The sequence below is a fragment of the Pseudoalteromonas sp. 2CM28B genome, assembly GCF_023161935.1.
The window spans coordinates 331,463-353,006 of sequence record NZ_JALNTH010000001.1 but is presented as its reverse complement, the minus strand read 5'-3'; the positions used below and the strand labels follow the sequence as shown (position 1 = coordinate 353,006).

21 protein-coding genes are annotated in these 21,544 nt (G+C 41.8%); 10 read left to right on the top strand and 11 right to left on the bottom strand.

The genetic code is table 11. The features are described from left to right. Positions 1 to 40: 40 nt before the first annotated feature. Positions 41 to 460 (bottom strand): VOC family protein, encoded by a 420-nt coding sequence (locus MTN96_RS01625; RefSeq protein ID WP_024033213.1) that lies wholly within the window; start codon positions 458 to 460, stop codon positions 41 to 43. Between the two features lie 271 nt (positions 461 to 731). On the opposite strand from MTN96_RS01625, the gene MTN96_RS01620 reads away from it, so the two are divergent. Then, positions 732 to 1,037: a hypothetical protein gene (locus tag MTN96_RS01620; RefSeq protein WP_248530658.1), complete on the top strand. Its 306-nt coding sequence runs from the start codon at positions 732 to 734 to the stop codon at positions 1,035 to 1,037. Then, positions 1,034 to 1,417, top strand: a complete 384-nt coding sequence (locus MTN96_RS01615; RefSeq protein WP_004586056.1) for a hypothetical protein — start codon at positions 1,034 to 1,036, stop codon at positions 1,415 to 1,417. Before MTN96_RS01620 ends, MTN96_RS01615 begins: the two co-directional genes overlap by 4 nt. Before the next feature lies 1 nt (position 1,418). On the opposite strand, the gene MTN96_RS01610 is transcribed toward MTN96_RS01615, so the two are convergent. Beyond that, positions 1,419 to 2,246, bottom strand: coding sequence for a sterol desaturase family protein (locus MTN96_RS01610; RefSeq protein WP_055252786.1), 828 nt, complete (start codon positions 2,244 to 2,246; stop codon positions 1,419 to 1,421). Next, complete coding sequence (locus MTN96_RS01605; RefSeq protein ID WP_248530576.1) at positions 2,243 to 2,689, bottom strand: SRPBCC family protein; 447 nt, start codon at positions 2,687 to 2,689, stop codon at positions 2,243 to 2,245. Before MTN96_RS01605 ends, MTN96_RS01610 begins: the two co-directional genes overlap by 4 nt. A 97-nt stretch (positions 2,690 to 2,786) precedes the next feature. On the opposite strand from MTN96_RS01605, the gene MTN96_RS01600 reads away from it, so the two are divergent. The 4 genes from MTN96_RS01600 (at position 2,787) to MTN96_RS01585 (ending at position 6,861) form a co-directional block, all read left to right on the top strand. Then, positions 2,787 to 3,782 (top strand): AraC family transcriptional regulator, encoded by a 996-nt coding sequence (locus MTN96_RS01600; RefSeq protein WP_248530575.1) that lies wholly within the window; start codon positions 2,787 to 2,789, stop codon positions 3,780 to 3,782. Between the two features lie 94 nt (positions 3,783 to 3,876). Next, positions 3,877 to 4,647, top strand: coding sequence for an ABC transporter substrate-binding protein (locus tag MTN96_RS01595; protein WP_248530657.1), 771 nt, complete (start codon positions 3,877 to 3,879; stop codon positions 4,645 to 4,647). A gap of 46 nt (positions 4,648 to 4,693) precedes the next feature. Then, positions 4,694 to 5,644 carry an alpha/beta fold hydrolase gene (locus tag MTN96_RS01590; RefSeq protein ID WP_248530574.1) on the top strand — a complete coding sequence of 317 codons (951 nt, stop codon included), beginning with the start codon at positions 4,694 to 4,696 and terminating at the stop codon, positions 5,642 to 5,644. A 128-nt stretch (positions 5,645 to 5,772) separates the two neighbouring features. Further along, on the top strand, positions 5,773 to 6,861 hold the full coding sequence (locus tag MTN96_RS01585) for a polysaccharide lyase family 7 protein (protein ID WP_248530573.1): 1,089 nt from the start codon (positions 5,773 to 5,775) through the stop codon (positions 6,859 to 6,861). Here the strand turns inward: MTN96_RS01585 and MTN96_RS01580 are convergent. Beyond that, entirely contained in the window at positions 6,851 to 7,255 is a 405-nt protein-coding gene (locus MTN96_RS01580; RefSeq protein WP_248530572.1) for an NUDIX hydrolase, read from the bottom strand. The genes MTN96_RS01585 and MTN96_RS01580 overlap by 11 nt on opposite strands. A gap of 184 nt (positions 7,256 to 7,439) precedes the next feature. On the opposite strand from MTN96_RS01580, the gene MTN96_RS01575 reads away from it, so the two are divergent. The 3 genes from MTN96_RS01575 (at position 7,440) to MTN96_RS01565 (ending at position 11,665) form a co-directional block, all read left to right on the top strand. Then, the gene (locus tag MTN96_RS01575; protein ID WP_248530571.1) at positions 7,440 to 9,323 is read left to right on the top strand and encodes an AMP-binding protein; all 1,884 of its coding nucleotides are present in this window, start codon (positions 7,440 to 7,442) and stop codon (positions 9,321 to 9,323) included. 429 nt (positions 9,324 to 9,752) lie between these two features. Beyond that, positions 9,753 to 10,610, top strand: a complete 858-nt coding sequence (locus MTN96_RS01570; protein ID WP_248530570.1) for an MBL fold metallo-hydrolase — start codon at positions 9,753 to 9,755, stop codon at positions 10,608 to 10,610. 107 nt (positions 10,611 to 10,717) lie between these two features. Further along, positions 10,718 to 11,665, top strand: a complete 948-nt coding sequence (locus MTN96_RS01565) for an alpha/beta hydrolase (RefSeq protein ID WP_248530569.1) — start codon at positions 10,718 to 10,720, stop codon at positions 11,663 to 11,665. A 155-nt stretch (positions 11,666 to 11,820) separates the two neighbouring features. Here MTN96_RS01565 and MTN96_RS01560 read toward each other — a convergent pair whose 3' ends face one another. From MTN96_RS01560 to MTN96_RS01530, 7 genes are all read right to left on the bottom strand, one after another. Further along, positions 11,821 to 12,165 carry a PDZ domain-containing protein gene (locus MTN96_RS01560; protein WP_248530568.1) on the bottom strand — a complete coding sequence of 115 codons (345 nt, stop codon included), beginning with the start codon at positions 12,163 to 12,165 and terminating at the stop codon, positions 11,821 to 11,823. A gap of 77 nt (positions 12,166 to 12,242) precedes the next feature. Further along, a complete protein-coding gene (locus MTN96_RS01555) occupies positions 12,243 to 12,701 on the bottom strand; it encodes a hypothetical protein (RefSeq protein WP_054982795.1) in 459 nt (152 codons plus the stop codon). A 209-nt stretch (positions 12,702 to 12,910) separates the two neighbouring features. Further along, positions 12,911 to 14,197 carry a HAMP domain-containing sensor histidine kinase gene (locus tag MTN96_RS01550; RefSeq protein ID WP_248530567.1) on the bottom strand — a complete coding sequence of 429 codons (1,287 nt, stop codon included), beginning with the start codon at positions 14,195 to 14,197 and terminating at the stop codon, positions 12,911 to 12,913. Continuing rightward, entirely contained in the window at positions 14,194 to 14,877 is a 684-nt protein-coding gene (locus MTN96_RS01545) for a response regulator transcription factor (RefSeq protein WP_029772931.1), read from the bottom strand. The genes MTN96_RS01550 and MTN96_RS01545 overlap by 4 nt, the downstream gene beginning before the upstream one ends. Next, the gene (locus MTN96_RS01540) at positions 14,877 to 18,062 is read right to left on the bottom strand and encodes an efflux RND transporter permease subunit (RefSeq protein WP_248530566.1); all 3,186 of its coding nucleotides are present in this window, start codon (positions 18,060 to 18,062) and stop codon (positions 14,877 to 14,879) included. The genes MTN96_RS01545 and MTN96_RS01540 overlap by 1 nt, the downstream gene beginning before the upstream one ends. Continuing rightward, positions 18,062 to 19,207 carry an efflux RND transporter periplasmic adaptor subunit gene (locus MTN96_RS01535; protein WP_248530565.1) on the bottom strand — a complete coding sequence of 382 codons (1,146 nt, stop codon included), beginning with the start codon at positions 19,205 to 19,207 and terminating at the stop codon, positions 18,062 to 18,064. The genes MTN96_RS01540 and MTN96_RS01535 overlap by 1 nt, the downstream gene beginning before the upstream one ends. Continuing rightward, a complete protein-coding gene (locus MTN96_RS01530; protein WP_248530564.1) occupies positions 19,204 to 20,565 on the bottom strand; it encodes a TolC family protein in 1,362 nt (453 codons plus the stop codon). The genes MTN96_RS01535 and MTN96_RS01530 overlap by 4 nt, the downstream gene beginning before the upstream one ends. A gap of 153 nt (positions 20,566 to 20,718) precedes the next feature. Between MTN96_RS01530 and MTN96_RS01525 the strand changes: the two genes are divergently transcribed. After that, positions 20,719 to 21,411: a hypothetical protein gene (locus MTN96_RS01525; RefSeq protein ID WP_232510938.1), complete on the top strand. Its 693-nt coding sequence runs from the start codon at positions 20,719 to 20,721 to the stop codon at positions 21,409 to 21,411. Positions 21,412 to 21,544: the final 133 nt, after the last annotated feature.

The following is a 21,544-nucleotide window of genomic DNA, read 5'->3' as shown; positions in this document are numbered from 1 at the left end:
AGGCCACTACAAAAGTGGCCTATTCTTTAATAAGTATTGCTTACGCTTTTTTAAATAAAACCTCAGGGTTTACCATAGTTTTCATTTCAAGCACGTTGCCGTTTGGATCTTCAATAAAAAAGGTTTCTTGTTCAAACTCATCACCAACAAAACGGCGATACGGTTTATCTAGGTATTCAAGCCCCGCATCTTCTATACGTTTTTTTAAACCGTTAAATTCATCTTCAGATAAATGAATACCAAAATGCGGTACCGCCACTGCGCCCATATCTACATCGTGGCGAACAGTGGGTAAGCGCTCTTCGCTTTGGTGTAATGTGAGCTCATTACCCCAAAAATCTATGTCTACCCACCGCCCTTCTTCGCTGTTCCCTGTTTTACAGCCAAGCACATCACAGTAAAACGTTTTCGCTACTTTTAAATCGCCAGCGGGTATAGCCAAGTGCAAACAGTTAGACATAAATTACCTTTAATCTTTTAAATTTGTATATTAATAACCTCTATTATACATAAAATATAATTTATGAAACATTAACAGCCACAAATAAGCATAGTTAATACCAACCCAGCTTAAAAAGTAGCCTTAATAACATTTAACGCTAACACCCACATTTTATTTATTAGAGATAGTTAGAAAGCGTAAAAGGATTAGTTTAAAATGCGCCACTATGATTAAATTCTTATTTTTAAAATTTATAACCTTCTTTTTAGGCTTTGTAGCCTGCTTTGCCATGCACACAACTTTTGCATTGCCTTTAGTTATTTCGGCGGCGCTTACAGGGCTAATTGGCTCGTTTATTCCTTTTCCTGCTCGGTTTAAAAATCATCCCTATGCGGCTATTTACGCAGGTAGTTTTGCCGGTATGTGCTCTACACACTTAATTACAAGTTATTGGGAAATAGCCATAATTTCTGTTATTGGCGCCAGTTTATATGTGCTTACCATAAATATGTTTACCGGATTTGGCGGTAAGCTTGGCAGTGTTGCCTTTGCAAGCATGGCTTTATTTATGTTGGCCAAAGGAATGGTTTTATGAATTTAGAATACCCATTTATAGCCTTACTAGGTGCGTTTTTAACGTTTTACTTAGCCAAACATAATCGTTTTGACGGCATACGTGCATCGGCCTCGCTTTCTATTATTGCTTATTTACTATTAAGTGCTTTGAACCTAAACCCCGACTTATACTCAGTCGTATTTTTTGGCGGCACATTTATAGGCATGAGCGCCCCACACCGTTTTGGTATTTATACCGTGGCCAGCTCATCTATTTTATTTTCGTTTTTATTTGAATACCTAGTACCAAAGCTTGATGGTTATGGCGGTGCCTTAGGTGTGAGTGCGTTTTTATCTATTTGTATTTGCCACATGTTTATTTTACTCGGAGCGCCAAGAAGTAAAAAGCCACTTGGCTAAATCACTCGTTTTTAACTTTAACGCTACTGGTTGGGTAGCCAAATAGCACTTTGCATTTAGCTTTTAACCCTTTCGCCGTATAGGTACTTTTTAATAAATGAGCCCACTGATGAAACGTTATTATTAGTGGGTTATTACTATTTAGCTGCCCTACTATGCCGTATTTACAGGGCTGATTTTTGTCTTCTTCTACAAAGGTGCCAAATAATTTATCCCAAATAATAAGCACACCGGCAAAGTTTTTATCAAGGTAGCGTTTATTAATTGCATGATGAACCCTGTGGTGCGATGGCGTATTAAATACGCTTTCAAACCAGCCTAATTTAGCCACTATTTGCGTGTGCACAAAAAATTGATATGCCAAATTAAGTGCCACTACACTAAATACGGTTAAAGGGTCAAACCCTAGTAGTATCATAGGTAGCCAAAATACCCACATGCCGGCTACTGGGTACATTATGCTTTGCCTAAACGCAGTGGTAAAATTCATTTTAGTGGAGCTGTGGTGCACCACATGCGCAGCCCACAACCAATGAATATGATGCGACGCACGATGAAACCAATAGTACAAAAAATCTTGCAGTAAAAATGCAAAAGCAACGCTTAATACACTTAGCTTTATATCAAATAAACGGTACTCGTAAAGCATGTAAAAAAATGGCATAAGTAGCAGCAGTGCCATTGCATCTGCGCCTTGGTGCAACAAGGCTAAAACGGTGTTTGCTAGGCTGTCTTTTATATTGTAATAGCGCTTAAATTTTACAAATTCAAAGCATACAAACACTAAAAACACAGGGCTTAGGGCAAGTAAAATAATTTCTGAGTTCATACTTTGCCCACCATAAAGTAATGCTGCAGTTTATTTAATGCCTGGGTTATATCTTTACTAATTAGGTGTTTTAGCAAAGCATTTGGCAGCCACCACGGCGCTTTGCAGCGTATACAATAATTAAGATCGGTAGTGATACTTTTAGCCCCTGTATTAGCAACTAAATAAATATCACCTTGATGGTGCGCCACAGGCTTATTACCTTCTATTCGATAGCAAATGTGGCTGGGGTTAGCCATTATTATACGCTCATTAAACGTGGCATTTGCCATTTTCACATGCCTAATAGCGCCTTTACCGCCTTTTAGCTCACCGCTATTTGCTGTTTTTATTAGCTCAAACTTGGCATTAAAAAAGCGATCTAACTGCTGATGATCCAACAAGGTGGTTATTATTTGCAAAGGATCTGCATTAAGCGTTTGTTTTATTGATATAAAGATCATTGTTTACAGCGAAGATAATTACTCATGTAACTAGCATATAAAAATTGAACATGGCAAGCTTGCTCATACACGACCATTTTTTAGCTTTAGACGACAAATGCATACACTGGCTGATCATTACTTTTCAAGCATTTTAGATTACTTGCAAACCCAAGGTATTGATTCTAGTACGGCTCTTAAGGCAATCGGGTTTACTGAATTTAGTCGCCAGCATAGTCAGCAATTAGCACCCCGGATTAGTTTACAAAGTTACAATGCGCTGCTTGTGTACGGCCAAAAAGTGCTAAACGATGCGCTGTTTGGTTTTACTTTAGGTATGCACATTCGCCCCGCAGATTACGGTATATTGGGCTATTTAATAGAATCGAGCGATACCCTAAGTAGCGCTATAAAGGCACTGTTAAATTACGACAGCTTAGTGGCAGATATTGGTAAAGCGCAGTTTTTGCAAACTGCAGACACCGCTACGGTGCGCTGGCATGCTCATCCTCATTGTAATGAACAAGTAGTATTACGAAACATGACTGCGTGGGTAAGCGTTATTCGCCAATTAATAAACGCATCGCTTTGCCCAAGCAGTATCAGCTTTATACATAATTGGCCTAAAAGGCACACACAACAGTTAGAGGCCTGGTTTAAATGCCCCGTTATAAGCGGCGCAGCGCATAACCAAATAAATTTTCCGAGCAGTTATTTAAACCTTGCCTTTAAAACCGACAACGCCATTGTAAATGCTACATTTAAGCAGCTTTCACAACAGCAGCTATCGCGTTTTAAAAGTCAGCAGTGCCTAACAGAAAAAGTTAAACAGCTACTTATTGCAAAAACAACATTACAAAATTGTCAGCTTATTGCTGTTGCAAGCGCACTAAACGTAACACCGCGCACGCTACAGCGACATTTAAAAAAACAACATGTAACCTTTGCGCAATTGCTCGAACAAGAAAGAAAAAACCGATCCCACACGTTAATTGGTACGCTCTCACTTAGCGAACTAGCTAACCTGTTAGGCTTTAAAGATCAGAGCTCGTTTAATCGTGCTTTTTTACGATGGCACCATTGCACACCCACACAATTTTTAAAACGTAAATGAACCGCAGTGTTATTCACATTAAATAAACATTTATGGTATACCTTTTAATCAACACTCTTTAAACTAGAGCGCATAATAATTAAAAATGTGGGTTATATTTGTGCGTGTAGTATTAAGTATTTGTGTGTTTATGCTTTATAGCGCCATGTGCAACGCACAAACCATTACCTTTGTAGCAGAAGATCTCCCACCTTATCATTTTATAAATGAAAATAACGAACCCGACGGCGCATTAGTCGATTTAGCCAAAGCCACCATTAAACACACAAAGCTATCCGCCAAGTTTGAAATAATTCCTATGGCGCGTATTTTTACAATGCTTAAAAACAACCCAAATGCAATTGCGTTGTCTCTTTTAAAAACCCCCATTAGAGCAAGGCAATACACCTGGCTAGGTGAGTCATACTTTGCCGATGCTTATTTAGTTAGCTTAAAAAACCGTACTGATGAAGTTACCCACCTTAATCACGCAAAATTTTACCAAGTGGCCACAATACGTGGCTATTCAAGTGCCACCTATTTAAAAAACGCCGGTTTTACCGAAGACAAAAACCTAGTTCTTGTAAGCTACTATCAGCAACTGTGGCAAATGCTTTATAAAAAACGCATCGACTTTGTACTAACCAATACACTTACATTAAATAACGAGCTAAAGCGCTCAGGCCTAAATCCCAATTTAATAACTAAGCGAATTCATTTAACCGACTACCCTTCAAAATTATATTTTAGTGCCAACAAAACCCTAGATAAACACATCGCAAGCGCTATTAGCCATGCACTTAACACGCTAAAAGAAAACGGCGAATATCAGGCTATTTTAACCAAGTGGCAACTACCGCTTCCGGCTACTGCCAACAAGTTGTAATAAACAGGGTCTATAATTTTAGCAACGCAAACACTGCTAGTTGGCTATGCGAACAATTAAAACACCTCAGGGTATAAAACTCAGTTACCAAGACGAAGGCGATAAAAAAGCCCCTGCAATCATACTTATTATGGGTTTAGGCGCACAAATGACCGTGTGGCCGGACTCGCTTTACTACACCTTAGTAAAAAAAGGCTTTAGGGTTATACGCTTTGATAACCGTGACACTGGCCTATCTACCCATTTAGAGCATCACCCTAGCCCGAGTTTATTTAAAACGTGGTTAAGTAAACGCCTGCCCATACGCACGCAAACGCCCTATTTACTTGATGATATGGCAAACGATGTATTGGCGCTTATGGCGGCGCTTAAAATAAAAAAAGCGCATTTTGTAGGTGCTTCTATGGGCGGTATGATTGCTCAGCTAATTGCAGCTCAACATAAAAAAAAGGTGCTAAGTTTAACCACTATAATGTCAAGCTCTAGCCTGCCAAGGCTAAGTGCCAAAAGCATTGGCGTATTTATAAAGCTTGCCAAATTAAAGCCCAAAACATCCAGCCGTGATGAGGCAATAAACTACAACATTAAACTTAACCAACTTATTGGCAGCCCCGCTTACCCTCAATCAGAAGACGCACTTCGCCATCATGCAACGCAAATTGTAGAGCGCTCGCATAATCCAAGTGGCTACAAACGCCAACTTATTGCTATGGCCGCGAGTAAAGATAGGCAACATTTAATTCGTAAAATTAAAACGCCCACTTTAGTAATTCATGGCAGCGACGATGTGGTAATACCCGTAAGTGCAGGCAAAAAAACGGCAAGCCTTATAAAAAAAGCCAAGCTAAGAGTAGTCCCTGGTATGGGCCATAACTTTGCGCCAGAACTTATGCCTCTTATGACAAAGTGGATAGTTAAGCATGTAAAAAAAGCACAGCGCAAACACCTAAATAAAAAACGCAAAAAACAACAGCAACAAAAAACCACTTTGGTATAACCAAAAAGGCACTATAAAAACTACGAAAACAAAAAATTGGTAATGTTGATATTTTAAATTGGTATGTTAGATTAAAGTTAAGCGAAGTTAATATCGCTCATTTTTAATATCATCACACAGAGACAACAATGAAAAATCTAACATCTACTTTTAAACTCACAGCACTGGCTGCTGTTACCCCTTTGCTATTTATGGGCTGTGCCAGCACAAGTACACCTGTTGATAGTAATGTCGCAGTACCTGCGTCAAAATTTGATTTATCGCAATGGAAAATAAACGTACCTGTAGATCTCAATAACGATGGAAAAATAGATACCGTAGACGTAGAAGAGATCCAAACCTACGCGCACCCTGATTTTTTCTACCTTGATGATCAAGGTTATATGGTATTTACCTCGCCAAACAAAGCGCTTACCAGCGCCAATTCAACCAATACCCGCAGTGAACTAAGACAAATGATCCGCGGCACTAATACCAAAATAAAAACTAAAAATTCAAAGAATAACTTTGCCCTAGCTGTACACCCGCTATCGGAGCGCTTTGGCTCGGTAGGCGGAAAAATGGAAGCCACCCTAAAGGTGGATCATGTTGCACTTCGCGCTAACGATCCTAATAAAAAAGCCGCTTATTCTGTGGTGGTAGGGCAAATTCACGCAGGTAAAGATCAAGCCTTAATAGATACAAAACTGGGTTTTGGCTGGGGTAACGAGCCGCTTAAAATTTATTATAAAAAATGGCCTGGCCATAAAACCGGATCTGTTTTTTGGAACTACGAACGTAACTTACCAAAAAAAGATCCTAACCGTACCGACATTACATACCCTGTGTGGGGTAACACCTGGGAAAACTCGGACGATCCCGGAGCGACAGGCATAGCGCTTGGCGAAGACTTTAGCTACACAGTAAACGTGCATAAAAACATGATGTACTTAACCTTTAGCGCCCAAGGTAAAAAAGACGTTAACTACGCAATTAACTTAGGCAATAACGTAGATGCCTATGGCAAGGTAGATGATAAAGATCACCCTAATGGCTATGCTGCCGATTGGCATTACTTTAAAGCGGGTGCATATAACCAATGTAGCACCAAAAGCGCTAAAGGCATTTGGTACCCAGGTTGTTTAGGCACTGGCGATTGGGCCACCGACAAACAAAATGGTGATTACGCCCAAGTGAGCTTTAAAAAATTAGTATTAAGCCCATCAACTAAGCCGTAAGCGTTGTTGTAGTTAAGTAGTTTTTAAGTGATGTAAACAGTGGCGATGGTAAATTATTAATGTCGCACCAGCGCCACTGCATACATTTATTTGGCTCGTTTAGCACAGGCTCGCCGCTCTCGTAATCGGCTTTTACATATAAGGTAATGTAGTGTTTATTCTCAGCACTAAAAATATCGTTAGTAAAATCAAGCTTAGTAATTTTACTCACATTTAGCCCTGTTTCCTCAAATACCTCGCGTATTGCGCACTGCTCAACACTTTCACCAAATTCTACATGTCCACCAGGCGTTGCCCATGTATTTGCACCATGCGACCCTATTCGCTCACCTAATAAAATAGTGTTTTGGCGCATTATAATAACCGCAACCCCTACTCTTACTACGTTACTCATATTGTGTTTTCTCTTATTTTAATTGCGCGCCATGCTGAGCCACACGCTTTGTATTGTCAATTTTGTATTTTAAAACCCAAAGTGTTGTTTAACTTTTAGCCGACCATAGTCGAATACCTATCGGTTAAAAAAAAGCCTACCTTTTGTAAGGTCTCTCACACACATTTAGTATTAGGAGCCCACTATGTTAGGCCCATATAAACAACAATACGAAAGCTTTAAACAAAACCCAGCACAATTTTGGCTTGAACAAGCAAAGCGCCTACCTTGGTATAAAAATCCTGAACACGCCTACACACAAGACACTGACGGCCTTTACCATTGGTTTGATGATGGCCAACTAAACACCAGTTTTTTAGCGCTCGACCAACACGTTATTGCCGGTTTTGGCGAGCAAACCGCGCTTATTTACGACTCCCCCGTAACCAACACGCAGCAGAAGTATAGCTACTACCAGTTACAGCAAGAGGTAGCTAAATTTGCCGGTGTAATGCAATCGTTAGGCGTTAGTAAAGGCGACCGCGTTGTTATTTATATGCCCATGATCCCCCAAGCTGTAATAGGCATGCTGGCCTGCGCCCGATTAGGCGCTATACACTCTGTGGTATTTGGTGGTTTTGCAGCGCATGAACTCGCCGTACGTATAGACGATGCTAAACCTAAACTCATACTGAGCGCTTCGTGCGGTGTAGAGGTAGATAGCGTAATAGAATATAAACCGCTGATTGATCACGCCATAGCTCTTGCCAATCATAAAATAGATCATTGCGTTATTTACCAGCGCGAACAAGTAGCTGCCACGCTTATCCCCACAAGAGATATTAACTGGGATGAGGCAATGCAAACAGCCAGTGCAGTAGAGCCAGTACCTGTAAGTGGGCGTGATCCTCTTTATATTTTATATACCTCAGGCACCACAGGCACGCCTAAAGGCGTAGTACGTGAAAACGGCGGCCATGGCGTTGCTATGCACTACAGCATGGAAACCGTTTACGGCATGCAGCCCGGCGAGGTGTTTTGGGCTGCCTCAGATATAGGCTGGGTCGTTGGGCACTCCTACATAGTGTATGCCCCGCTAATTTATCGCTGTACAACAGTATTATTTGAAGGCAAACCAGTTCGCACACCTGATGCCAGTGCATTTTGGCGAGTAGTAGAGCAATACCAAGTAAATGCATTATTTACAGCGCCCACTGCGTTTAGAGCCATCAAAAAAGAAGACCCAAATGCAGAGGGCTTTAAGCAGTACAACACCAGTAGTTTAAAACGACTATTTTTAGCGGGAGAGCGGCTCGACCCGCCAACGTACAACTGGCTAAAAGAAAAAACCAACCTGCCAATACTCGATCACTGGTGGCAAACAGAAACCGGCTGGGCCATTGCCTGTAACCCCGTAGGCATAGAAGAATTAGTAACAAAACCAGGTAGCTCTACCGTGCCAACCCCTGGGTTTGATGTGCAAATATTAAATATGCAAGGCGAGCAATGCGCACCAAACGAGCAAGGCGTGGTGGCTATAAAATTGCCGCTGCCGCCAGGTTGCTTACCCACCATTTGGCAAAATACAGCGCGCTTTAAAACCGGTTATTTAACTCAGTACCCGGGGTATTATCTTTCCGGCGATGGTGGTTACATAGATGACGATGGCTACCTATTTATAATGGGCCGCACCGACGATGTTATAAACGTAGCAGGTCATAGGCTTTCAACCGGCGAAATGGAAGAAATAGTCGCATCCCACCCAGCCGTTGCAGAGTGCGCGGTGTTTGGGGTTACTGATACACTAAAAGGCCAATTACCGATGGCCATGATCGTACTTAAAAACGACTTTACCGGCTCCCCTACCGATGTAGAGCAAGAGCTTGTGCAAACAGTACGCAACCAAATAGGCGCTATAGCGTGCCTTAAAACGATAATAAGCGTAGAGCGATTACCAAAAACTCGTTCAGGTAAAATACTACGCAAAAATTTACGTCAACTGGTCGATGGCGACGAACTACAAATTCCTTCAACCATAGACGATGCCGGTATTTTTGAAGAAATAAACCAGCAGCTCACCCTGCGTTAAATCCAACCTAACAAAGCCATTTTATATTTAAAATAAAATGGCTTTTACTTTGACTGAAATTTTATACTCATTAGCACTTTCTTACTTAATGCTAGGGTCTGTTGATCTTTTAAGGTTAAATTTGCAGCTGTCTGTTTGGTATTTAGGCAAGGCAGAGCCTATATAGTGTGGTTGTTCCCCACAAATAGGCGATAACGTAGCATTAATGCCAAACAGGCGCTGCCCAAAGGGTTCTTCCTAGGGGCTATTTACTCTTTGTTGCCTACATGGATGTAGGTAAAGGGCGTGAGCAGGACGCGGAAGCTTTGCTCGGCTTTTACTTAGCCCACTAGGTTACAAACCTCGCGCCGCGATTAAATAGCCCCTAGTTTGAACAAATTTTAATCCGCAAAGGTCAACAGACCCTTAGAACATTAAACAGGATTGTGCATGCTTCGCTTAATACAAACACTACTTGCCATCAGCCTACTATTTACAGGTTTTATGGCGCACAGTTACGAAATTGAAGATTTAGGCGATGGCCTCCACCGCTTTATTGACGACAGACACCGCTCGGTATTTTTAATCACCCCACAAGGTGCAATAGTTAACGACCCACTTAATAAAAAAGCCGCCACGTGGTTAAAGGAGCAAATTAAAACTCGCTATAACGTACCCGTTAAATACGTTGTATATAGCCATAATCACAGCGACCATATTTACGGCGCAGAGGTATTTAAAAGCCCTCACACTACCTTTGTAGCGCACAAACTTACCGCGCAAGATATTAAAAATACAAAAATAAAAACGGTTATGCCTAACCTTACTTTTGATGATGAACTAATACTTAGCCTTGGCGGCTCAACCTTAAAACTTAACTACCACGGCCCTAACGATGGCCGAGGCTCAGTAAGTATGCTGTTCGAAAAACAAAAAACACTATTTGTGGTCGACTGGATAGTCATTGGCAGAATGCCATGGCAAAAACTGTGGAGCTACGATATTCAAGGTATGATTAATTCAACCCAAGCGGTATTAAATTACGACTTTAATACCTTTGTGGGCGGCCATGCCGATATGGGTAATAAAGCCAATGTAGCACGTTATTTAAGTTATATAGAGCAGCTTTACAGCCAAGTAACCGCAGGCGCACTTGCAGGGCAAAGCCTAGAGCAAATAAAACAAAACGTTAAGCTCGATGAATTTTCAGATTTAAAGCAATATAAAGCATGGCTGCCACTTAATATTGAAGGCGTATACGAGCGCCTTATGGAAGAGTCGGGCATGGGCTGGCGCAGCGATTTATAAATTGTATGCGTGTGCATTTGTAGCTTAAATGCAAGTGCATACGTATTCACATTGAATTAACAATGCAAGCTTGTGATAGTGCACTTTTTGTATGCTAAGGCGCCACCATGAAATTAGTTGCTTTACTGTTTAGCTTATCAATATTTGTAGTGCATACCAGCTATGCAAACACGCCCACCGTGCAAGTAAGCAAGGGTCATATTGAGGTGATCGACAATATAGAATCACAGTTTGTAAAAAACCGTTTTTTAAATGTATGGCTACCGCCAGGTTACAGCAAAAACACCACCTACGATGTACTTTACATGCACGATGGCCGCATGCTGTTTGATGCCAATAGCACATGGAACAAGCAAGAGTGGCGCGTAGATGAAGTAGCCGGCTCATTAATAGAGCAAGGCAAAGTACGCCCATTTATTGTGGTAGGCATTCCAAACGCCGTAGAAAACCGCCACAGCGAATACTACCCGCAGCAACCGTTTGAGGCCTTGAGCAAACAAAAGCAAAACGCCCTATACCAGTTAGAAAAATACCCAGGCCACAAATTATTTGCCTCTAAGGTGTACTCAGACAACTACTCACGCTTTTTAGTTAAAGAAGTTATTCCTTACATAGAGTCTAACTACAACGTAAACAAAGGCGCGCAGCACCGCTATATTGGTGGCTCTAGCATGGGTGGGCTTATATCGTGGTATACACTACTTAATTACCCTAACGAATTTGCCGGCGCTATTTGTATGTCGACCCACTGGCCGGGTATTTTTAGCCACGACGACGAAGTATTTGCCGAGTTTAAAAATTACATTGCCAACAACATCGCAAAGCTGAGTAACCAAAAAGTGTATTTTGATTACGGCGACAGCACTTTAGATGCCATGTACCCGAAGCTACAAGCGCAAATTGATGATTTATTTATGGCGCAACACTACCCAGCAAAGCTATGGCAAAGCCAGTTTTTTCCGGGTGAAGATCACACCGAAAACGCGTGGGCAAAACGCTTACACATTCCGCTTGAGTTTATGTTTAGAAAAACCAAACAAGCTGCCCCCGAATAATCATTTACAAGTATTATCCTATCAGCAATCACAAAAAAGCGGCTTAACGTTTACTACGTTAAGCCGCTTTTTTAATAGACTTTTAAACCGTTTTAAAACGTAGGTCGGAAGCGCAGCACCGTCCGACAATTAACGGCGCTTAAAGCTCATTAGTCTTACCAAGCATTCATAGGAACCTCTAAAGGAACTTGGCTACCATCCTCATTTTCTAAAACTAACTGTAAGATGTCCCCTGACTCCTTTCGCATTAATTTTTTTGCTTTACTGGCAGGGCAGCCCGGAATTTTACAGCCTTCTATAGAAATAATTTTTTGCCCTGCAACAATCCCTGCTTTTTCAGCGGGTGAATTAGGCTTTACGTTTTCAATAATAAATGACATTACTTTTGGGCTAAAAAAGCCATCCGCTCCAACGTTCCCTACAACTCCAAGCTTCACTTCTTCTGCTGCCAAGGTATTAAAAGAAATAATTGATATTAAAATAATTATAATTTTGAACATAAAAATAAACACTCCATGTTATCCAACACTAAATATGTTGGTATCGTTTTTTGTATTGTTTGCTAAATATATGACTATTAATCATTCTCTGGGTCGCCGCGTTTGTTATATCGCTCTTTGAATGACTCATAGTCTTCGCTTTCAAGTAATAAAACATTTTGTAAAGTATAACTAGCCGCACCATATGTAAAATCAGCTGAAACAGAAACACTTTCCCCTATTTCAAAATCAGAACGATTAAACCCGCTAATTTCAGACTTGTTTATAGCAGCACACAACGAAGCTAACTTCTTTGGACCACTATTAATACTTATGCATAACTCAGATATTGGTTGGCCTTGCTGATCAACTTCGGGATACATTAGTATTATCCAGCTATCGTCCAAATTTTCACTATTTCCATCAACTAGTCGATGAATGTGTAATTTTTTTGCTTCATCTGAGCTCAGTACATTTTCAGCAATAACAAGCGATGTGTTTTCAGCACTACATACCCAAAATGGGCAAAGTAATATAAAAACTAAAAGTATCTGCATACATCTCCTAAAATAAAACATTCAATAATCGCAACTAGTTTGTACTGGATTGCCCTGATTACTATAGAGCAATTTCCCATTCCCAGTTTCACACTCCACTATCGCATACTATTCAATCAAATGTTTAATTTCACATAAAAAACCGCGCTAACACTTTATAAAAAGCCTTAGCGCGGTTATTAATACTTGAAACCTAATTAACCTAATAACTAACTAAAATCGACCACCACTTCATAGCGCCCTGGCATGTCGTTTACATCGTAAACCCAGCCGTGGCGTTTTATTATTTTTTCGCTTAATTGCAAGCCTAGTCCGTACCCTATGCTAGCGTGTTTTGCTGAGGGCGAGCTCGCTTTAGGGGCATCGTCTTGCTTACTACAATTAACAATAGTCACTTTACTGCCTTGCTGCGTAATATGTACTTGGCCAAATTGGGTATGTTGGTAGGCATTACGAATTAAATTAGTCAGTACAATGTGGCACGCAGTAGCATCGGTGGTAATAACGCTCTCTTGTTGGGTGTTTAAAACCACCTCAACGTGCTTAGCATTAAGCAAGTAGTTAAGCTCATTACTCAGGGTCGTTATTTTATCACTAAGGTTTACAGGTTCTGGACTACTTTGCTGATCTTCGTTGCGGCTTAGCCATAATAACGTATCGGTTAAATCGCTCATGGTTAAACCGGCGCGCTCTATACGCTCAAGTGTAAGCTGTTGTTTATCACTTAACGGGGCTTTTTCGCTCAGCCGATTGAGTAGCTCAACGTTACTGCGAATAACCGAAATTGGCGTACGTAGCTCGTGGCTGGCATAGCTTAAAAAGCGCTGCTCGCGCTCTACGCTTTCATTCGCCGAAAGTAAGCTGCTGCGTATTAATGTGGCTAAAGTGTTTAGTTCGTTATATGTAAAATCAGGCGGTGTTTGCTGCAGATTAGTTTGGTTTAACGATTTAGCCCAACTCCTTAACGACTCCACTGGCTTGGCTATTTTTTTCATTACCATAAACAAAAAAAACGCAAATAATACAATGGCAGCAATGCCTGTAATGGCAATCCAAAGCATGCGTTGTTCGGGCTCTATATTAGCGAGCAATTGGGGTTTGTCTTTTTCGAGCATAATGCGCGATATATAACGCGGCTCGCCTTCGGGGCTTGGATAATACACCACAAAAAATAAATTTTGCGGCATAGAAAACATCGATGGCCTGTCTTTTGTTTTATGTAAAAGCCCCACCTCTGTTGGTTTTTTAAAACGCTGCTGAATTGACGCAGGCATGTCTTCCCAGCGACTTGCTATATTAAAGCCCACCAGCTCTTTTGTTTCCCCAGGCTTTACTTCAGTGGTTTGCGAAAGCTTTAACATAACTCCGTTTAAGCCTTTATCTAGCCCATCAATAAAGTAATTTACACTTAAAAACGAAAAGCCAATGGCCATAGCAGAGCTAAGCACTACCATACTGGCAAAAAAGTAGAGCCTTAAACTAGGCCTTATTTTCATTGTGGTTGCCCTTCGTTTGCTGTTATTGCAAAGCCCACACTAGGAATGGTTTCAAGTGTAACTTGGTGTGTGGTTGCTTCTAATTGCTTGCGCAAATGATGCACATGCACTTTTAAACTGTTGCTGTCGGGCTGCTCTTCGCCCCATATAGCTTGCATAATGCTACTGCGCGTAACAGGCTGCGGCGCATGGCGTACTAAGGTTTCTAGCAATTTAAATGCAATGGGCGATAACTTTAATGTTTGCCCCTCTACATCGGCACTGCGCTTTGCTAAATCTAAATTTAAATTAGCTAAGGTGAGGCGTTTTGCCTCACCACTTTTGCGCTTTGCCAGTACTTGTACCCTCGCTACTAGCTCTTTCATGGCAAAGGGTTTTACTAAATAGTCGTCGCTACCGGCGGCAAAGCCCTCAAGTTTATTATCGAGGCTATCGCGTGCGGTCAACATTAATACCGGAATATCTTTACCTTGTTCACGCAATGTTTTGCACATTGTTAAGCCGTCCATTTTGGGCATGTTTACATCTAAAATAATCATTTGATAATCATTAATTTGCAGTAAATTTAAGCCCAAAACGCCGTTGCTTGCATGGTCACACTCAATGTCTTCTATATCGAGGTAATCAACAATTGTTGTTGCCAGGTCTATGTCGTCTTCAACCAGTAGTACGTTTATCATTAAGAGGCAGCTCCTTGGGTGCGTTTACCACTTAAAAAGTCTAACACATTGGCAAGTAAGCGCTTAATGTCTATTTGAATCATTAATAATGCCGGAATAAGGATTAATGTAATAACCGTGGCAAACAAAATACCATAACCAAGTGATGCCGCAGCAGGGATTAAAAACTGTGCCTGCATTGAGGTTTCGCTTAATAACGGCACTAAGCCCGCGTAGGTGGTAATTGAGGTAAGCATTACCGCGCGCAGGCGGCTTGTGCACGACTCTACAATAGCATCGTGCGTGCTCATGCCTTCATCTTTTACCAGCTCGTTAAAGCGCGATACCAATAATAGGCTGTCATTTACAACCACCCCACTGAGCGCCAAAATACCATTTAAAGAAAGTATGCTGATGGTTAAGTCGTTCCACCAATGGCCTAAAATAGCACCCACAATACCAAAGGGAATCGCCACCATAATCAACATGGGTTGAATGTACGATTTAAGCGGAATCGCCAGCAATACGTAAATAACTAATAACGCGGCTATAAACATAGTGGCCATTGAGCCTGTTGTTTCGTCTTGCTCTTCGGCTTCTCCGGCAAAGTGAATACTTAAGTTAGGAAATTGCGCGTTAAGCTCAGGTACTAAGTCGCGGCTTAAGTTAGCAACTAATTCGTTAGATGCCACAATGTTTTTATCTACTTGTGCGCTTAAGTAAATTGCACGTAGGCCATCAATGCGGGTTATTTCATCTTGCTGATATTCGCTACTTATATTGGCTACGTTAACCAAAGGTACTACGGAGCCATCGGGTAACCTAATACGCGATTGCATTATATCGGCTGGTGTTTTACGGGCGTTTTCTGGGTAACGCACACGTACTTTTACTTCGTCTTTATCGCGCTGGTAACGCTGTACAATTGCTCCACCAAAAGCTTGTAAAACCTGCTCTGATAGGCTCGCCGTATCCATACCTAAAGCGCGCCCTTGTGCATTTAAGGTAAATTTAAGCTGTGGCTGACCTGGGTTTAAATTATCATCTATGCCATTAACACCAGCGGTATTTTGTAAGCGCTCTTTAAACAGTGCGCCTGCAGCCATTACTGTTTCGTCATCCCACGCTTTTAGCTCCACTTTAAAGTTATCGACCATTTTACGTGTAGCCAATACTTGTAGCTTTTTACTGCCCTCTGGCATACCGGCAAGGCGCTGCCATTCTTGTGCAAATTCGCTTGCAGTAAAGTCGCCCTCGTTTAATAGCTCAACACTTACCGTACCGCTAGTATCGCTACTGCTCACTAATTGTAAGCTCGTTATTTCGCTCTCTTGCGAGTCAAACTTATCCATTAAATTTTGCTGGGCTTGTAGTGCACTTTGCTCAAGCGCTAACAAGTTTTTATTAGTTTGCCCATACGCTGCATCGTTTTGCATAACAAGCTCAGCGGTTACGGTATCGCCGGCAATACTTGGGAAAAAACCTACTTTTACTGCACCGGTCATAGGCATACCAACAACCAGAATAAAAAAGGCTACAAATGCAGCAACAATGGCGTACCTAAAGCGTAACGAGTATTCAATAACGCGGCGGTACACTTTATCGCTAAACCAAGTTAGGCCGCTGTCGGCGCCGTGCTGCACCTTTGACCACAAGCCACTAAGGCCCGATTTCAACTGGCGTTTAGTACTTACGTGGGCTAAATGCGACGGCAAAATAAGTTTTGATTCAACAACCGAAAGCAGTAAACAAATCGTCACTACGGTCGCAAACTGAGAGTAAATTTTACCTAAATTGCCAGATACATTCGAAAGCGCAACAAACGCAGCTACCGTGGTTAATACGCCAAATATGGTAGGTACAGCCACCTTCATGGTACCTAAAATCGTGTTATTAAGGGTGTCGCCGTGTTTTTTGCGAGTGGTGTAAATACTCTCCCCTACAACCACGGCATCGTCGACCACGATCCCCAGCGCCATAATAAAACCAAAGGTGGTCATTTCATTTATGGTCAGTGCGGTGTAGCTGTCGGTCATAAAGTACAGCGTGCCAAAAAATACAAATGGCAAGCCACCTGCTACCCATAGTGCAACGCGTACATTTAAAAATATCGCTAAAATAACAAACACCATAATAATACCGGTTACGGCATTTTTAGTAAGCAGCGATAGGCGCTCGGTGATCATAGTGCTTTTGTCGTGCCAGCTTTCAAGCTCTACATTTTGCGGTAATAAGCCGCGCTCGTGCCATGTATCAATTACGCTTTGTGCCTGCTCAACTATGGTGGTTATATCGCTATTTTCATCCATTAAAATTTCAATGCCTACGGCATTTTTCTGGTTATAACGACTTAGTGAGTTGGTATCTTCTGCGAAGGTGTCGGTAACGGTTGCTACATCACCTAATTTAATTTGTGTGCCTGATTGCGTTGTAAGTAACACAATATTGGCAAAGTCGCGCTGCCAGTAAGCTTGGTCTGCCGCTTTTAGGCGCATAATTTTATTGCTATCGCGCAAGCTAGTAGAAAGCGGGCTCGATGATTCGTTGTTAATCACCTCGCTTACATCGCTAATAGTTAAACCGTAGGCTTGTAGTTTGCCTTCGTCGATTTCTACCGACATCATAGGGTCAAGCACGCCCGATTGCTCTACATCGCTAATGCCCGATTTAGCTAATAAATCGGCTTTTAGTTTTTCACCTAGGTTTTGCAACGTATGGCGGTCGGCATCACCAAATAATTGTAAAGTTAATGCGTGATCTTGCCTGCGCGCTTTGTCGATCACCGGCTCTTCGGCATCTGCCGGAAAGTTATTTATGGCATCAACTTGGTTTTTAACATCGGTGAGTAGCTCATCAAGCGAGTAATCGGTTTTTTTCTCAATGCTTACATGACTGCCGCTGGCATCGGATGTAGAGGTAATGCGCTTAATACCCGGTACGGTTTCAAGGGCTTCTTCTACTTTTAGGGCGATGCCTTCTTCTGCTTGTAAGGCATCGCCACTGTCGTAAACCACCGATACCGAAATAGTATCTGGCTCAAGGCTTGGAAACGCCTCTTTACGCAAAGTAGAAAGCGACATTATGCCCATTACTATTACGCTAATGAGTAATAAATTGGCGGCCACTGAGTTGTTAGCAAACCAGCTAATAATGCCGTGCAAAGGGTTAGTATTATTAGGTAATTGCGGTGCTTGATGCGGGCTCATTATGGCATCTCCTCAACAATTGGGTTTACTAACATATCGTTTAAGTAGCTTACGAGTGGGCGAGCCACCACACGTAAATTAGTGTGTCCTTCAATTGGAGAGATATAAACGTAATCACCGCGCTCAAATAGTTTTTGCGCTTGAATGCTCATTAACGTGTTTTGCTCGTTTACGTACCAAATTAAGCCCTCTTGCGATACTGCTGAGGCGGGTAATTTAATTACGTTGTTAAGCGCTTTGCCGGCAATTTGTACCGCTAAAAATGTACCTGGTAGCAATGGTGTTGCTTGCTCAAAAGGTTTGTCTAGCGCAACCACTACACTGCGCTGGCGTGAGCTATCGTCAAGATGCTGCTCAAAACGAGCAATGTAACCTTGCCACTGATTCTGTGTTGTTACATCACTTAAAATAACCTCGCCCGACTTATCGCTTGCCAGGTTTTGCCATTGGCTTAATGAAAGCGGTACGCTAATTTCTACTTTGTCGGTGCTGTTTAATGTAGCCAGTGTATCGCCGATGCTTACGTAAGTGCCTAAATCTACATCACGCGATAAAATAACAGCATCAAACGGCGCACTTATATGCGTGTTTTTTTCATCACGCTGCGCAGTTTGGAGTGCGTATTGGGCGTTATCGGCCGTTGCTTGGGCAGCTTCTAGCTGTAGCGTTCTAAATACTAAAGGTGAGCTTGGCGCTTGTGTTACACCCGAGCGCTGCCATTCACGCTTTGCTTGGTTTCCTAAGTCTTGCTCTTCTTGTAGGGCAAGTTTGGCATCTGCTAATGTGGCTTTAGCGCTCGCAACTGCTTGTAAGTATTCGGTGTTATCTATTTGTGCAAGCACTTGGCCCTTTTTAACTACATTACCGGTAGCAAATTGCTCGCTCATATTCGTTATTTCGCCCTTAACTTGCGCTTTTAAGCTAAGCGCCCAGTGCGCTTTAGCCTCACCGTGGCCATTAACATAGGCTTGATACGTACTTGGCACAGCGTTAATAACCGATACATTGGGTGCCACAGATTTAGCCGGCTCTGGCTTTGGGCCATTTGCTTGCTGCGCCATTTTTTGGCCGTTATATGAAATAGCAAGCCCTATACAAACAATGGCAACAAGAGTTACAACAACAGGTACTGGCGAAATTTTCATGACGATACTCCAAGGCCCAAGGCAAGGCCTAAATCTATACGGTTAGTTAAAAGGGTGTAATTTATTTGGCTAAGCTGAGCTTGTAGGTCGTACACCTGCTGCTGCACGGTTAGTAGGTCTAAAATATCAACCAAACCTTGCTGGTATTTGCTTTGGTAGTTGCTATAACTGCGCTTAGCACTGGCAAGTGCTTTACTAATTTGTAGCTGCTGCTGTGTTAATGATTGCTCTTGACCTAGTGCGTTTTCTACTTCGTTTACGGCGCTAAGTAGCGTGTCTTGGTATTCCCAAAACGCCTGTTCGGCATTTAATTTTGCAATATCAACTTGTGCACGAAGTGCCCCGCCTTGAAACAACGGCGCACTTAAACTGCCTAATAAGTTCCAAACTGGGCTGGTTAATAATGCTTGGCTGGGTGTAGTTGCTAAATCGCTAAGCGATGCCGAAAGCGTAATGCTTGGCAGTAAATCTTTGTAAGCTACATCCACTAAATAACGTTTAGATTGAATATTGTAATAGGCACTTTGTAAATCGGGGCGACGCGCTAAATCTTGCTCTGGTAGCGCGCTTAGCGGCTCAATTACCTCAGGTAAAACAGAGGTGGTAGGTAAGTTTTCAAGTTTATCAACGCCCACTAATAATACTAAAGCACGTTTAGCTTGCGCTATTTGCTCTTGGTAATCGGCAATAGTGGCTCGGGTTGAAGCGGTATTTGTACGCGCGGTATCAAGGGCTTCTAAATCACCTAAGCCGTATTGGTAACGCTCAACAATACTTTGCTCGTTATTTTCTAAAACCGTTAAGCGCTGCTGCTCTATGTTAAATAAATCTTGCTGCAAAATAATGTTTAAATACGTGCGCATCACGCTGGCTACTAAGGTGTCTTTAGCGCCTTGGTAAGTGGCCTGATTACTGGCTATGGTCATGTCTTGCGCGGCTACGTTATCAGCAATTTTTTGCCATACGTCGGCCTCCCAGCTAACCCCTAGTGATGAGCTGTACTGTGTGCCAGTTGTTTCGTTGCGCTGAGCGTCAAAATCGGCATCTACACTAAACCACTGGCTTGCTGCGGTAACATCTCGCTGCGCATAAGCAAGTTTTAGCGCCACATGCACTTGGTTAAATGAAGGGTTATTTGCAACGGCTTGGTTAATAAGCGAATCAAGCCCCGCTATATTCACTAAATCAGTGATATAACTTACCTCGGTTGCATCATCTTGTGTGTATTGCCAATTTGCATGCTGCTTTAGCGATTGCTCGGTGCTATTACCTGTATAGCTTGGCTGGCTACTACACGAAGCAAGCGTGCAGCTAAGTGCAAGCAATAAAACCGTTGAGCGCTTTTTAAAATAAACCATTTAACTGTGCCTAATTTACATCATTACACACAGTGTATTAGGGCAAGGGTTAAGGATGGGTTAAAAGGGGTTAACTTACTTTAGACAAATTAGTATTTGCCTCGTTTAGCCAAATTACGTAGCCTTTGGCAAAAATACTCACTTAAAACTCATATGCATAAATTAATTTTTACCCTTTTTTTAATACTCCCCACGTTATTACAGGCTCAAGTAACCTTAAGTGATAAAACCATTATATACAGTGGCCAAATCAACAAACAAAATAACAATACGGCAGCTGAGCTTTTAAAAACTAACCCTACAATTAATACATTTACGATTACCAGCGGCGGCGGAAACATTGATTTAGGGATGGACTTAGCCGAATTAATTTTGGCGCATAAGCTAACGGTAAACATAAAGCAGTTTTGCTTTTCGTCGTGTGCAAATTATGTGTTGCTTGCTGGCCACCCTACTACAATTGAGCCCAATACAATTATTGGCTGGCATGGGGATGCAGCCTCAGCTAAGTGGTTAGATAGTGATATTGATGCCATGGTAAAGCATTTAAAAGAGCCACAAAAAAGCCAAAAGTGGCAGACATTACGCGCCCATTACGATGAGGTAATTGCTAAAGCAAGCTTGCGCGAAAAAGCCTTTTACACAAAGCTAAATGTAAATCACGACCTACTCACAGTAGGGCTAAAACCCAGTTTACGCAGCGCCGCCATAAAGCAACGTGCGCGTGGCTGGACGTACTCACCTAAGGTGCTTAACTATTTTGGAATTAGCAATATTAGCTATAATAATTGGCAACCTCGTTCAGTTAAAAACTTTCCGCTGCTTATTATTAGCGACTTAAACTAACAACCATCCTCCTCTTTACTAATCTCATTTTTACTCACAATAAAGCCCTGTTAATAGCAAGGTTTTGTGTTTTAGCTGCCTTATAAGTACTTTGTGGATACTCACTATTAATATGACAAATAGTTTACACACC